General features: G+C 29.2%; 17 protein-coding genes. 13 read left to right on the plus strand and 4 right to left on the minus strand.

Annotated elements, in window-relative coordinates; all coding sequences use genetic code 11:
- Positions 1-74 precede the first annotated feature (74 nt).
- Genes J418_RS0111745 through J418_RS0111755 form a run of 3 tightly spaced genes read right to left on the minus strand, consistent with a single transcriptional unit; the run spans position 75 to position 2,741 of the window.
- Positions 75-797: an NAD-dependent protein deacylase gene (locus J418_RS0111745; RefSeq protein WP_017895659.1), complete on the minus strand. Its 723-nt coding sequence runs from the start codon at positions 795-797 to the stop codon at positions 75-77.
- 53 nt (positions 798-850) lie between these two features.
- Positions 851-1,786, minus strand: coding sequence for a S66 peptidase family protein (locus J418_RS0111750; protein WP_017895660.1), 936 nt, complete (start codon positions 1,784-1,786; stop codon positions 851-853).
- 13 nt (positions 1,787-1,799) lie between these two features.
- Positions 1,800-2,741 (minus strand): magnesium transporter CorA family protein, encoded by a 942-nt coding sequence (locus tag J418_RS0111755; RefSeq protein WP_017750912.1) that lies wholly within the window; start codon positions 2,739-2,741, stop codon positions 1,800-1,802.
- Between the two features lie 340 nt (positions 2,742-3,081).
- Between J418_RS0111755 and J418_RS0111760 the strand changes: the two genes are divergently transcribed.
- The 13 genes from J418_RS0111760 to J418_RS0111820 all read left to right on the plus strand — a co-directional run bounded on the left by J418_RS0111760 (position 3,082) and on the right by J418_RS0111820 (position 13,155).
- On the plus strand, positions 3,082-3,294 hold the full coding sequence (locus tag J418_RS0111760; protein WP_017750911.1) for a sigma factor G inhibitor Gin: 213 nt from the start codon (positions 3,082-3,084) through the stop codon (positions 3,292-3,294).
- Positions 3,273-4,700, plus strand: a complete 1,428-nt coding sequence (locus tag J418_RS0111765) for an aminotransferase class I/II-fold pyridoxal phosphate-dependent enzyme (protein WP_017895661.1) — start codon at positions 3,273-3,275, stop codon at positions 4,698-4,700. The genes J418_RS0111760 and J418_RS0111765 overlap by 22 nt, the downstream gene beginning before the upstream one ends.
- Positions 4,701-4,716: 16 nt before the next feature.
- Positions 4,717-5,403: a dTMP kinase gene (locus J418_RS0111770; protein ID WP_017750909.1), complete on the plus strand. Its 687-nt coding sequence runs from the start codon at positions 4,717-4,719 to the stop codon at positions 5,401-5,403.
- Between the two features lie 102 nt (positions 5,404-5,505).
- Positions 5,506-5,835 (plus strand): cyclic-di-AMP receptor, encoded by a 330-nt coding sequence (locus tag J418_RS0111775; protein WP_017750908.1) that lies wholly within the window; start codon positions 5,506-5,508, stop codon positions 5,833-5,835.
- A 16-nt stretch (positions 5,836-5,851) separates the two neighbouring features.
- On the plus strand, positions 5,852-6,796 hold the full coding sequence (locus J418_RS0111780; protein ID WP_017750907.1) for a DNA polymerase III subunit delta': 945 nt from the start codon (positions 5,852-5,854) through the stop codon (positions 6,794-6,796).
- Position 6,797: 1 nt separating this feature from the next.
- Complete coding sequence (locus J418_RS0111785) at positions 6,798-7,712, plus strand: PSP1 domain-containing protein (RefSeq protein ID WP_017750906.1); 915 nt, start codon at positions 6,798-6,800, stop codon at positions 7,710-7,712.
- Positions 7,713-7,729: 17 nt separating this feature from the next.
- Positions 7,730-7,933 (plus strand): heavy-metal-associated domain-containing protein, encoded by a 204-nt coding sequence (locus J418_RS0111790; protein ID WP_017750905.1) that lies wholly within the window; start codon positions 7,730-7,732, stop codon positions 7,931-7,933.
- A gap of 87 nt (positions 7,934-8,020) precedes the next feature.
- Positions 8,021-8,194, plus strand: coding sequence for a DUF362 domain-containing protein (locus tag J418_RS0111795; RefSeq protein ID WP_017750904.1), 174 nt, complete (start codon positions 8,021-8,023; stop codon positions 8,192-8,194).
- 152 nt (positions 8,195-8,346) lie between these two features.
- Positions 8,347-9,141, plus strand: coding sequence for a flagellar motor protein (locus J418_RS0111800; protein WP_017750903.1), 795 nt, complete (start codon positions 8,347-8,349; stop codon positions 9,139-9,141).
- A complete protein-coding gene (locus J418_RS0111805; RefSeq protein WP_017895662.1) occupies positions 9,138-9,917 on the plus strand; it encodes an OmpA/MotB family protein in 780 nt (259 codons plus the stop codon). The genes J418_RS0111800 and J418_RS0111805 overlap by 4 nt, the downstream gene beginning before the upstream one ends.
- A gap of 83 nt (positions 9,918-10,000) precedes the next feature.
- Entirely contained in the window at positions 10,001-10,768 is a 768-nt protein-coding gene (locus J418_RS0111810; protein ID WP_017750901.1) for a tRNA1(Val) (adenine(37)-N6)-methyltransferase, read from the plus strand.
- The gene (gene rsmI / locus J418_RS0111815; protein ID WP_033372200.1) at positions 10,755-11,600 is read left to right on the plus strand and encodes a 16S rRNA (cytidine(1402)-2'-O)-methyltransferase; all 846 of its coding nucleotides are present in this window, start codon (positions 10,755-10,757) and stop codon (positions 11,598-11,600) included. Before J418_RS0111810 ends, rsmI begins: the two co-directional genes overlap by 14 nt.
- A gap of 460 nt (positions 11,601-12,060) precedes the next feature.
- The gene (locus tag J418_RS0111820) at positions 12,061-13,155 is read left to right on the plus strand and encodes a C40 family peptidase (RefSeq protein WP_017895663.1); all 1,095 of its coding nucleotides are present in this window, start codon (positions 12,061-12,063) and stop codon (positions 13,153-13,155) included.
- Positions 13,156-13,290: 135 nt separating this feature from the next.
- Here J418_RS0111820 and J418_RS0111825 read toward each other — a convergent pair whose 3' ends face one another.
- Positions 13,291-13,536: an AbrB/MazE/SpoVT family DNA-binding domain-containing protein gene (locus J418_RS0111825; RefSeq protein ID WP_017750898.1), complete on the minus strand. Its 246-nt coding sequence runs from the start codon at positions 13,534-13,536 to the stop codon at positions 13,291-13,293.
- Positions 13,537-13,794: the final 258 nt, after the last annotated feature.

Consider the following 13,794-nt stretch of genomic DNA (forward strand, 5'->3'; position numbering starts at 1 on the left):
TGGCAGGGTAGGTAGTTGCCAGGTAATTTTTTAAACGCTAAACATTTATGTTTAGCGTTTTTTATACTTGATTATTAAATTGCACTTTTGAGAACTTTACCTATACTGTCATGTATTGCAATATTGGCTTTATAGTCGTATTGTGTAGAAGATTTGTTTATAAGTACAAGATATTTTCCTTTAAAATAGTCTACTAATCCAGCTGCTGGATATACTACAAGTGATGTTCCCCCTACTATTAAAACATCTGCATTTTTGATATATTGAATGGCACTGTTTAATATGTCCATGTCAAGCCCTTCTTCATACAGAACCACATCAGGCTTTACTAGCCCTCCACAATCATCACATTTGGGTATACTACTATTATTTAGTACATAGTCTAAATCAAAAAATTTTCCACACTTGGTGCAGTGATTTCTATGAATTGATCCGTGAAGTTCCAGTACATTTTTTGAACCAGCCATTTGATGTAAACCATCTATATTTTGAGTCACAATAGCTTTTAGTTTACCACGTTTTTCAAGTTCGGCCAAAGCATAATGTGCATTATTAGGTTTTGCATTTTTGTATACCATTTTAGCTCTGTAAAAATCAAAAAAATCCTCTGGATGAGATTTGAAGAAACTATGGCTTAACATAACTTCAGGAGGATAGGAAAAATTATTTTTAGTTTTATATAATCCTGCTTCAGATCTGAAATCAGGTATATTAGATTCTGTAGAAACTCCAGCCCCCCCAAAAAATACGATATTATCACTTGAGTCTATAGCAGATTTTAGTTTTTCATAACTCATGTTGTTCACCTCTTAGTCAATATTATATCATAAGTGTATTTATTTTATAGATATTACTTTACAACTGGTTCAAGTACATGAATTGTTTGATTAACACAATCCATTTTTACATTAGCACCAATTGGAAGAGTTAATCTTGGATAAGAATGTCCACATTGAAAATTAACTATAGTAGGTTTATTAAAACTTAGAATTCTGTCTTCTAACACTTCATCTAATGTTAGACTGCGATTGTAATTTGGAAGTGTGCAATTGTGAAATTGTCCTAATATTATACCGTTGCATGCTTTAATTTTTCCACTGAGAATAAGTTGAGTCATCATTCTGTCAATTTTATAAGGATCTTCACTTATATCCTCTATGAATAATATCTTGTTTCTAGTATCAATTTCATAAGGTGTACCAATAGTACTTGATAGGAGAGAAAGATTTCCACCAACCAAAATTCCATTAGCTGAAGGTTCGTTGAAGTAATTAGAATTTATAAAATAATTACAAGATTTTTCTTCAGGGTTCTTTATAGTGAAAGGTTTGTATCCATAAGTTAAGACATTTAAAAAACTTTCCAAAGTTATTTTGTCTTGAAAGTTTGAATTACACATAGGGGAATGGAAAGTTATAATACCGCATTTCTGATATATGTTATTTATTAATGTAGTTATATCACTAAAACCAGCAAATATTTTTGGATTATTTTTTATAATATTAAAATCTATAAGAGGAAGGATTCTCATAGTTCCATAACCACCTCTTACACACAATATCATATCAACAGTAGTATCCAAAAACATATCCATGAGGTCTTGAGCCCTATCTTCATCTTTTCCAGCTAAATATCCCCATTTATCATATATATGTTTTCCCCCTTTTACATTAAATCCCAATTTCTTTAGGAATTCTACACTTTCTTGAATATCTTCATATTTTAGAGGACCCGCAGGAGATACAAGCCCTATAGTACTATTTTTTACAAGTCTGTTACCTAACAAAATTATCACATCCTTAAAATAAATCTTTTTTCTTTAAGAAAATTACACATGCTATACATATTAAAGCTGTAACACCATATATATACCAAAAACCATGAGGATTTTTATATAGTGGAATACCCATAAGATTCATACCAAAAGAACCGAATATTATATTAGGTATTGCCATAACTATTGTTATTGAAGCGAGAAGTTTCATTACAATATTTAGATTATTTGATATAAGTGAACCAAAGGCATCCATAGTTCCATTTAGTATATTACTGTATATATTAGTCATCTCTATAGCCTGTTTGTTTTCAATTATAACATCTTCGAGTATATCCTGATCTTCTGGATACTTCTTTAATAATTCTAATTTTAACATCTTTTCAAGAGTTATTTCATTAGCTTTTAATGAAGTAGAAAAATAGACTAATGATTTCTCCAGAGACAGAAGTTGAATAAATTCCTTATTTCTCATCGACTTATGAAGTTTTTGTTCTATGAGGACACTTTTTTTATCTATCTGTCGCAAATATAAAAGGTAATATACTGATATTCTATAAAGAATTTGTAAAATGAACCTTGAGCGTTTAAATGTATAAAAAGATTTAATTTTATTATTTATAAAGTCAGTTAATATTTTACTGTTCTTTAAACATATAGTTATTATAGTGGATTCTGTATGGATTATAGCCAAAGGATAGGAATCATACGTTAATGAATTATCTTCCATTTCGGTAAAAGGTATATCCACTATAACCAATAAATTGTTATCCTCTATATCTATACGAGAGGTTTCTTCTTCATCTAGAGCTGATTTTAGAAATTCCATAGGTACTTCGGATTCGCTTGATACAATTTGTAATTCTTCTTCAGAAGGAGCAACAATATTTATCCAGCAACCATGCTGAATAGTGTCAAGTGCTTCAAGAGTCCGCGATTGATCTATAGTTTTATATATTGAAATCATTTAATTTCCTCCTATGTAAGTAATGTAATACATCTTATTATTAGGAATGATGTTGAAAGTGATTAAAATACTATTTTATAAATAAAAAATATCCTATTATATTATAGCTTATATAATAAACTTTTGAATATGTGATAAAAATAATTATTTATTATAATAAATTTATTTTAAAATATGAATATACTATTAATGGAGATAAATTTACAAATATATATAGAAAATGAAAACTAACCCCGTGGATTAAATATTATTACACTAAATAAAAAAATATAATAAACTTGAATATTATTTGTTTTGAAGTCAATAATTTTAATAAGATATTTTAATTGGGGGAATTTTTGTGAATAAAAAACGTTGTATTATATGCGGCAGACCTTTAAATGATGGTATAATTATAGATAATAGAGGTATATGTAAATCATGTGAAGAAAGATTAATTAATGTTAAACATGATACCGACTTTTATAAATATTATAAAACATGTATAAAGAGATTTATAGTGCCTTTAATTATAAGAGAAGAGGAATGGAATTGTCAGAATTACCACTTTTAGAAGGTGTACTGGATTATATCAAGGAAAACAATATATCATTTTGTATGCCCGGTCATAAAAATGGCAAAGGGTTTTTCAATACTTCCATAGGAAGGGAATTTTTGAAAAATATAACTAAATTTGATGTTACAGAGGTAGATGGAGTAGATAATCTACATGATCAGAGTGGAATAATTTTAGAGGCAAGCAAAAAACTTTCTGAACTTTATTGTAGTGAAAAGTCATATTTCTTAGTTAATGGAAGCACTTCAGGTAATATGATTATGATATTCTCCAGTTTAAATGAAGGTGATAAAGTAATAGTTGAAAGAAATTGTCATAGATCTATTTTAAATGCCTTGATTATGAGAAAAGCTGTTCCTATATATGTACAAAATGTTGTGGATACTAAAATAAATGCTCCTGGAGCTTTGGATTTGGAGCATTTTTTAAAAACTATACAGGCAAATAAGGATGCAAAAGCTGTAATTATTACCTATCCTAATTACTATGGAATATGTACCAATTTAAGATATGTAATAGATATATCCAGAAAGTATAATATGAAAGTACTAGTAGATTCAGCTCATGGTGCACATTTTGGGATATGTAATGAGTTACCTGAAAATGCAGTAAAATTAGGCGCAGATATGGTGGTTATGAGCGCTCATAAGACATTACCAAGTTTTACTCAGACAGCATATCTTCATGTGAATAATAACTGTGATATTAACAAAGTAAATTTTTATTTTAATGTATTTATAAGTACAAGCCCCTCATATCTTGCACTTTGCTCTATGGATTATGCAAGATTTTATCTTGCTACATATGGTAAAGATAAGTATAAAAAACTTATCTGTGAGCTTGATTATTACAAAAATAAAATAAATACAATAGATGGAATGAGGGTGTTAGATAAGCGGTATATTGATAATTTAGATTTTGCATGGGATATAGATTCAACAAGATATGTAATAAATTTAGATAAATATTATAGTGCACATCTATTGTTGAAATATCTGAGGAAAAATAAGATACAGTGTGAAATGAGTGATAGTTCCAATGTTGTATTAATTTTTTCTCCATTTAACAATAGAAGTGAATTTGAAAAATTATATCAAGTTTTAAATACTTGTAAATTGGAGAATTTGAGAACTGATAGTATAAAGATTACAAATTATGAAATACCTAAAATGAAACTGCTGCCTTATGAAGTTATTTTTAGGAAAAAGGAATTTATGGATTTAAATTATTCATTAGGAAGAATTTGTGGTGACAGTGTGATACCATATCCACCAGGAATACCTATAATATGTGCAGGAGAGATTATAGATTTAAATGTTTTAGAAACTATAAAATATTATAAACATAATAATATAGATTTAATAGGAATAAGTAAAAATTATATACAAGTAATATCAGATTAAAGCTGGGAGGACAAATATGAGAGGAAAGTTAATAGTCATAGAAAGTGGTTCTGATGGAAGTGGTAAGGCTACTCAATCCCAAAAATTATTTAATAGACTATATGATGAAAATTATAAAGTTAGAAAAATTGAATTTCCTAATTATAAAAGTAATTCATCGGCGCTTGTTAAGATGTATTTAAATGGAGAGTTTGGTAGTAATCCGGAAGATGTAAATGCTTATGCTGCATCTACTTTTTATGCAGTAGATAGATTTGCATCATACAAAACTGAATGGGAGGAATTTTACAAAGCTGGAGATATTATTATAGCAGATAGATATACTACTTCAAATATGGTTCATCAGGCTTCTAAAATAAATGATGAGAAAAAAAGAGATGAATTTTTAGAGTGGATAAGCAATCTTGAGTATAATTTATATAAACTTCCAAAACCTGATTGTGTTATTTTTTTAGATATGCCTCCACAGTATAGTAATAAACTTATAGAAAATAGAATTAACAAGTTTACTGGAAATGAAAAAAAGGATATACATGAAAAAAATTATGAGTACTTAAAGAGATGTTATAATAACTCACTTTATATAGCCAATAGGGGAAATTGGAATAAAATAAAATGTATAGAAGACAATAAAATTAAAACCGTAGATGAAATACATGATATTATATATTCAATAGTAAAAAAAGAAGTAATTTCAGTATAAATTATGATAAAATCAAATTAGATAATTATGTATAATTTCAAAAAATTCAGCATATTAGATGGCTGATTATGTGAAATAACTATGTTGGGGAGGAGATTTTTAATGAAATTGATTATAGCTATTGTTCAAGATGATGATACTAGTGATTTGATAGAAGGATTGACAGAAGATGGCTTTAGGGTGACTAAACTTGCTACAACTGGAGGATTTCTAAAATCCGGCAATACTACCTTGATGATAGGAGTAGAAGATAAGAATGTAGATAAAGTAATAGGGGATATAGAAGAAGTTTGTAAAACTAGGAATCAAATTATAACCACACCTTCAAGTGTTGCAGGTACCACAGGAATCTATATGCCTTATCCTGTGGAGATAGAAGTTGGTGGAGCAACAGTATTTGTTGTAAATGTAGATAAATTTATAAAAGTTTAGTGGGAGGAATCTTTGATTGAATTTCGATGAAATAATAGGACATTATAAAATAAAAGATCAAATAGTTAAATCAATAAAATTAAAAGATTTTTCTCATGCTCATATTATTGTAGGAGAGGATGGAATAGGCAAAAGTATTATTGCCCGGGAAACAGCTGCTCTTATACTCGGCAAAAGTAGTGATACCCAATGTGTAGATATTGTTGAATGTAGGATAAATGGCAATAAGAAGTCTATTGGTATAGATGAGATTAAGGGAATAATAGAAGAAGTTAATAAGAAACCTTATGAAGGGGATAAAAAGGTAATTATAATTTATAATGCGGATAAAATTACTGAAGTAGCACAAAATGCTCTTTTAAAAACTATAGAAGAACCACCAAACGGGATATATTTAATTTTATTATGCGAAAAATTAGATAGTATTTTAGATACCATTCAATCAAGATGTGAGACATATAAATTGAACAGATTGAAAGATGAAGATATAGTAATATTTTTAAATAGGAACTTCCCTAATTTACCTGAAGAAGAACGAAAATCAGTTATAGCTTTTAGTGATGGAATACCGGGAAGAGCTGAAAGATTTGTAGAAGATTCTTCACTCCATGAGATAAGGGATGTAACTGCACAAGTTTTATTGGAATTACAGGCAGAAGGTATAGAATTTATATCGAAATACTCTTTATTTCTATTTAAACATAAAGATGAATGGCAGGAGATACTTACATGTATATTGTCTTATATAAGAGATGCTCTCATATATAAAGAAACTGGAAATAAGAATTTTCTTATAAATAGTGATAAGTTCAATGATATAAAGAATATGTGCGAAATATTCTCATTTAATAAGTTAAATGGTATCATTAATATTATAAAAAGAACAAGGATGAAGCTAGAGGATAATGTAAGCCCAAGTCTGGTTTTTGACTCTATGTTGGTAAACATGCAGGAGGTGTGATATGGTAACAGTTATAGGAGTGCGTTTTAAGAAAGCTGGTAAAATATATTATTTTTCACCAGGTGATTTAGATATAAAAAAAGATACTTATGTTATAGTGGAGACAGCCAGGGGTATAGAATTTGGAGAATGTGTTGTAGAACCCAAACAGATAGAAGAAGATGATATTGTATCTCCATTAAAAAACGTATTGAGAATTGCCTCGGAGGAAGATATAAAAAAACATAATGAAAATAAAGCTAAGGAAAAAGAAGCTTTTTCTATATGCATAGATAAAATAGAGCAGCATGATTTAAAAATGAAACTTATAGATGTAGAGTATACTTTTGACAATAATAAGGTGATTTTTTATTTTACTGCAGATGGAAGAGTTGATTTTAGAGAACTTGTAAAAGATCTTGCATCTATATTTAGAACAAGAATAGAGCTCAGGCAAATAGGAGTTAGAGATGAAGCTAAGATGATAGGAGGTCTGGGCCCTTGTGGAAGGGCTATGTGTTGTTCTACATTTTTAGGAGATTTTGCACCTGTATCAATAAAGATGGCCAAGGAACAAAATCTATCACTTAACCCTACAAAAATTTCAGGTATATGTGGCAGACTTATGTGTTGCTTAAATTATGAACAAAATACTTATGAAGATATAAGAAGAATACTTCCTAAAGTCCAATCCATTGTGGATACACCTTATGGAAAAGGCGAAGTTTTAAGCAATTCTGTAGTGGAAGAAAGCATTAAGGTAAAGATAAAAAGCAAAGATGGAGAGGACATGATAGAAAAAGTTTCAATTAAGGATGTAAAGCTTATTTCAGGTAGTTATGAAGGCAATATTAATGAAGATGAAATTAACAAAAAAGATGTTGAAATTAATGACATACAAGATAAAGATTCAGTAGATAAGCTATTTAAAGAATAATAGGAGGATAGTCCTGTATGGAGTCAATATTTAAAATTTCAAATATGAACACAGTAGAAGATATAAATAATATAAGAAAATCTATTTCAAACAATGAAGGGGTAGTGGCTTGTCAGATAAATTCTGACAAGAAGGAATTAAGTGTAGTATATGATAATTACTTTATAAACAAGGATCTATTTATTCAAATACTTGAAGATTTGGGATATACATTGTTATAAATTTACCTTTTAAAATTTATATAATTATGATAAAATATCATCGAAGGATGATTTAAAATAAATTTTTATGAGGGAGGGGTTTTAGATATGGCATATAAAATTACTGATGCCTGTGTTAGCTGTGGAGCTTGTGCTTCAGAGTGCCCAGTTGAGGCAATAAGTCAGGGAGATGCTCAGTTTGTTATAGATGAGAATACTTGTATTGATTGTGGAAATTGTGCTAATGTCTGTCCAGTAGGAGCACCAGTTCAACAAGACTAGTTAAATCAAAAAGGTTGCCAAAACGGCAGCCTTTTTAATTTATAAAAAAGCATGCTAATTATTAAAGAGTATAAAAATTTACACGATTAATTAAATATATAGTTATAACAAGTTTAACTTGAAGTAAAATCAATTAATTATGGAGGAAAAGAATGGATATATCTGTTTTTATATTTTTAATTTTTGGACTATTATCGATAGTAGTTGGATATGTAATTGAAGGCGGACAAGCAGGAGCACTTATGGGACCTACAGCAGCTATGATAGTATTTGGTGGTACAATAGGAGCAGTAGGATTATCATTTCCCCCAGATATATTAAAAAGAATTCCAAAGATGATTAAGGTAATTATTAGCCCTAGAAAAAGTGATTTACCAGCTTTAATTTCATATTTTAAGGATGTATCATTCAAGACTAGAAAAAATGGATTATTGAGTTTGGAGAGTGAAGTATCAAATGATCCTAATTTAGATCCATTTATAAAAAAAGGTCTGCAGCTTGTGGTTGATGGAGTAGATCCACAGGCCGTAAGAGATATATTGGAATTAGAACTTGAATCTACGTCTGAAAGACATACTCAGGGATCCAATGTATTTGAAAGTGCAGGAGGATATGGACCTACTATGGGTATTATAGGTACAGTTATGGGGCTAGTTCATGTTTTGGGAAATTTGGAAGATACATCTACATTAGGTTCTAAAATAGCTACTGCATTTTTAGCTACATTATATGGTATAGGATCTGCCAATCTTTTATGGTTGCCAATAGCTACTAGATTAAAACAGGCAGATGAAAAAGAATATAAAGAAAAAACACTTATAATTGAAGCAATACTTTACATCCAGGAAGGTATAAATCCAAATACTATAGCAGAGAAATTAAAGAGTTTCTTAAGTAATGATGAATTGTTAAAATATCAACAAATGGATGGGAAGGCTGATGTATGAAGAAAAGGAAAAAAGGTAAAGAGCCAGATGGTATGAGATGGATGCTTACTTATTTTGATCTAATAACTTTGCTTATGATATTTTTTATTGTAATGTATTCAATGAGTCAGGTTGACCAAAACAAATACAAACAACTTTCTCAGTCATTAAAAGTAGCCATGGGAGGTGGAAAAACTATAATAGGAACTGATAATACACCTAGTGTTAAGGACAATGTCAATCAGATAGATATACCTGAAAGAGACAATGGTCAAACCACATCCCAGACTGAACAGCAAAAATTTCAAAACTTAAAAAAAGAAGTAGATCAATATTTAAGCAAAAATGGAATGAGTAAAAGTGTAAGTACTTCAGTGGATCAAAGAGGACTAGTTGTCAGTATAAATGATACATTGTTTTTTGATACAGGTAAAGCCGATATAAAGCCAAATATCAAGAATAAACTAATAGGAATAGGAAAGATAGTAAATCAACTTGGAAGTGCAATAAGAATAGAGGGACATACAGATAATGTTCCTATTAGTAACGGCATATATAAATCCAATTGGCAATTGTCAAGTGTCAGAGCGGCTAATGTTACTCAATTTTTACAAGATAAAGTCGGGATTAGTCCAGAAAAACTTACATCTGTAGGATATGGACAATACAGAGCAATTACAGATAATTCAACAGATGTTAATAAAGCTAAAAATAGACGTGTAGATATAATTATAGAAAATAGTAAATTTAATGACATTGACAGCAATACAGCAAACTCTCAAAATAATAAAAAATAATGTATTACATAATATTTGACCCTTTTCTTAATTTAAATTAATATATATATATTAATTTAAATTATTGAAACGAGGGTATTTTTTTGAAATTAAAATTATTAAAAAATGATGAGACACTTGATGATTTACAACTTAACGGTATATGTATAATACAAAAAAGAGAAGCTTTCAGGTTTGGAGTGGATGCAGTACTACTTGCTAATTTTGCCAAAGTAAAATCAAAGATGAAAGTAATAGATTTATGTAGTGGCACTGGAATAATTCCATTTATATTAGCAGGAAAGACCAATGCAGAGCACATAACTGGTATCGAAATACAAAAAGATATGGTTGATATGGCGAAACGCTCTGCTTGTTTTAATAATATGAAGCAAAGGCTTGAATTCATACATAAAGATCTATCAGACTTGAATTTTATGAATAGTTTGTCTAAAGTAGATATAGTTACTGTAAATCCGCCATATAAATTAAAAAATTCAGGTATTGTAAGTAAGGATGATAAGAATGCTATAGCGCGACATGAAATATGCTGTACTTTAGAAGATGTAATAAAAGCTGCTAAGAGTGTATTAAAGGATAATGGAAAGCTGTATATGATTCATAGACCGGAGCGTATTGTAGATATAATGTATATTATGAGAAAGTATTCAATAGAGCCTAAACTTATGAGAATGGTTCAACCAACTATTAATAAAGCTCCCAATATGGTTTTAATAGAAGGTAAGAATAATGGAGGGAAATTTCTAAAGTGGGAAGCCCCTCTTGCAATTCATAGGGAAAATGGTGATTATACTGAAGAAATAAATATCATATATGGAAGAAATGAGAGTGATAAAAATGGCAATAGGTAAACTCTTTTTGGTTCCTACGCCTATAGGAAATTTACAGGACATAACACTGAGGGCATTAGATGTATTAAAAAAAGTTGATATAATAGCAGCGGAAGATACCAGGCAGACTCTAAAGCTTTTAAATCATTTTGAGATAAAAAAGGCTCTTGTAAGTTATCATAAATTTAATGAAAATAATAAAAGTTCTGTGCTGATAAACAAAATTAGAGAAGGAAAAAACATAGCAATTGTAAGTGATGCAGGAACACCTGGAATTTCTGATCCAGGAAGTGTTATAGCAAAAAAATGTATAGAAGAAGGAATCGACTTTGAGGTTCTTACTGGAGCTACAGCTATAACTACGGCACTTGTCTACTCGGGATTGGACAGCAGTCATTTTACTTTTAGAGGATTTCTACCGAGGCAAAATAAAGATAAAATAAAGATAATAGAAGAGCTAAAGGATAGAACAGATACTTTGATTTTTTATGAGTCACCTCATAGATTAAAGGATACATTATCATTTTTAAAGAATAATCTGGGAAATAGAAAAATAGCTATATGTAGAGAACTTACAAAAATCCATGAAGAAATATTAAGATTTACTATTGAAGAGGCCTTATTGTATTACAGAGATCAAAATATAAAGGGTGAGATAGTATTAGTAGTAAGTGGAAAGTCTGAAGAAGAAGTCATAGAAGAAAAAAAGAAAACTTGGGTTAATATAAGTATTGAGGATCATATAAAAAATTATATGGATGGAGGACTAGATAAAAAGGAAGCTATTAAAAAAGTGGCGAAGGATAGAAATATATCTAAATCCGACATTTATAAGCATTCTATAGGATTATAGTACTTATACAACCTTTTTAATTTAAAGATTGATATTAATTACATAAAATAATTTCTATAAATTGACTTATTGTGAAAACTGATCTAAGAAAAGCTTTAGATTATTAATAAACACGTACATATAATTTTAAATTATAATATTTTTAAAAAATATACTGCAAAAGTTGTGATATTGTTAATTTTATTGTATAATAATAAACATGAGTTTAAATTGATAATAAATCATCAGTTTGCATCTTTAATTTAATTGTACATGACAATATATATAGCGGTACACTTTCGACTTTTTAATACTTCAAATCTAAATTATTGGCATTTCAGTTAGAAATTTATCTATCTTATTATTAAGTGGATCTAAATTTTGTAGCAATTTGTAGTAATATGCTAATAGTATTATTAAAATTTTGAGTATTGTCACTAGCATTTGTTAAGGAATAGTTAATAGGGGGAGGTACAGAATTTTGAATAGAAAAACTATATCTGTTGCTATCGCGTTAACGTTAGCATTGTCAACAGGTGGAAGTGTTTTGGCTGCACCAAGTAGTACAAGCTCTATAAATCAAGTCAAACAACAACAGCAGGAACTGCAAATCAGGGTTGAAAAATTAGACAATCAGATATCACAAGTATTAGATAAAATTAACAACAATAAGAATGACATTAAAACTATAGCTAAAAATATAGATCAAAATAAACAAAATTTAAAAAAAGCAGAAGATAGTATAAATACTCAACAACAGTTATTTAATAAAAGGGCAAGGGCAATGTACATAAATGGTGTAGATAGCTATCTTGGTGTAATACTGAATTCAAGCAGTATAAATGATTTTATGTCAAGAGTAGATACAGTAAAAAGAGTAATGACTTCGGATAAAAATGTAATAAGTGATTTAAAGGACAAAAAGCAACAATTAGCACAGGAAAGAGAAAAATTAAATAGTGAAAGCAATAAACTTCTTGCGCTAAAGACTGATAATGAGAATAAATTAGCCAAGCTTAATAGTGATAAATCTACACAAACTAAATTAATAGCAGATTTAGACAAAAAAGAAAAAGCTCTTGAGGCAGCATCTGCAAATGCTGAAAGTAAAAGAGTGGTAGCTGTAGCAGCGGTTAATGTACAAAAAGTTAGGGAAGCGGCACCTAGAATTCAATCATCTTCATCAGGAAATTCTCAATCTATTTCAAGAGGTGGATCGGCAGCATCTGCGTCCTCAAGTGCAGTAGTAGCTTATGCATCTAATTTTTTAGGGGTTCCTTATGTTTGGGGTGGAACAACTCCATCTGGATTTGATTGTTCAGGATTTGTTCAATATGTATATGCTCACTTTGGAATTTCACTTCCAAGAGTTTCACAGGATCAACAAAATGTAGGTACTCCTGTATCTAGATCAGATCTTCAACCAGGAGATTTGGTATTCTTCGGATCACCTGCATATCATGTAGGAATATATGTAGGAAATGGTTCATACATAAATGCACCTAAAACTGGTGATGTAATTAAAATAGCTCCAGTAGACAGATCAGATTTTAGTGGTGGCAGAAGGGTTAATTAATGTTTTTTCTAAGGATACATAGTAATAAGACTATGTATCCTTTAATTTTTATTCTATATACCATTATGAATATTTGAATTAAATTATTACAATAAAAAATAGGCTATTCTAAAATAGCCTGTTTTTACAGAAGAATTATCTTCCTTCTTTTAATTCATTTAAACAATTCTTGCATATATTTTTTCCTTTGTAATTTACAACATCTCTTGCATCACCACAGAAGATACATGCTGGTTCATATTTCTTTAATATGATTTGTTCACCATCCACGTATATTTCTAAAGCATCTTTTTCAGCAATGTCTAAAGTCCTTCTTAATTCTATAGGAATTACAATTCTTCCTAGCTCGTCCACTCTTCTTACAACACCTGTTGATTTCATTTATTTTCCTCCCTAAGTTCCATAATTCGACATGAGTATAATTAAATAGTAGCAAAAATTACATTAAAAGTCAATAGATTTTCAAAAAATATTTACATATTTCTTATTAAATGACATTGGAGTGTTAATATAGTAGCTATAAATATAAGATTAATATATCCTATAAACCTAGTCATATGAACTATTTTAAAAGATTATAGTTCTAAAAAATTAATAGGAAAAAAATATTAAAATTTTATTTATAATAAAATAGTTATT

It is taken from the genome of Clostridium tyrobutyricum DSM 2637 = ATCC 25755 = JCM 11008, assembly GCF_000359585.1.
Classification (GTDB): domain Bacteria; phylum Bacillota; class Clostridia; order Clostridiales; family Clostridiaceae; genus Clostridium_B; species Clostridium_B tyrobutyricum.

Excerpts from the sequence above, each read along its gene's own strand:
- J418_RS0111770 (WP_017750909.1), top strand. The coding sequence starts at position 4,717 with ATGAGAGGAAAGTTAATAGTCATAGAAAGTGGTTCTGATGGAAGTGGT.
- J418_RS0111800 (WP_017750903.1), top strand. The coding sequence starts at position 8,347 with ATGGATATATCTGTTTTTATATTTTTAATTTTTGGACTATTATCGATA.
- J418_RS0111775 (WP_017750908.1), top strand. The coding sequence starts at position 5,506 with ATGAAATTGATTATAGCTATTGTTCAAGATGATGATACTAGTGATTTG.
- J418_RS0111825 (WP_017750898.1), bottom strand. The coding sequence starts at position 13,536 with ATGAAATCAACAGGTGTTGTAAGAAGAGTGGACGAGCTAGGAAGAATT.
- J418_RS0111795 (WP_017750904.1), top strand. The coding sequence starts at position 8,021 with ATGGCATATAAAATTACTGATGCCTGTGTTAGCTGTGGAGCTTGTGCT.
- J418_RS0111805 (WP_017895662.1), top strand. The coding sequence starts at position 9,138 with ATGAAGAAAAGGAAAAAAGGTAAAGAGCCAGATGGTATGAGATGGATG.
- J418_RS0111745 (WP_017895659.1), bottom strand. The coding sequence starts at position 797 with ATGAGTTATGAAAAACTAAAATCTGCTATAGACTCAAGTGATAATATC.
- rsmI (WP_033372200.1), top strand. The coding sequence starts at position 10,755 with ATGGCAATAGGTAAACTCTTTTTGGTTCCTACGCCTATAGGAAATTTA.
- J418_RS0111755 (WP_017750912.1), bottom strand. The coding sequence starts at position 2,741 with ATGATTTCAATATATAAAACTATAGATCAATCGCGGACTCTTGAAGCA.
- J418_RS0111790 (WP_017750905.1), top strand. The coding sequence starts at position 7,730 with ATGGAGTCAATATTTAAAATTTCAAATATGAACACAGTAGAAGATATA.
- J418_RS0111785 (WP_017750906.1), top strand. The coding sequence starts at position 6,798 with ATGGTAACAGTTATAGGAGTGCGTTTTAAGAAAGCTGGTAAAATATAT.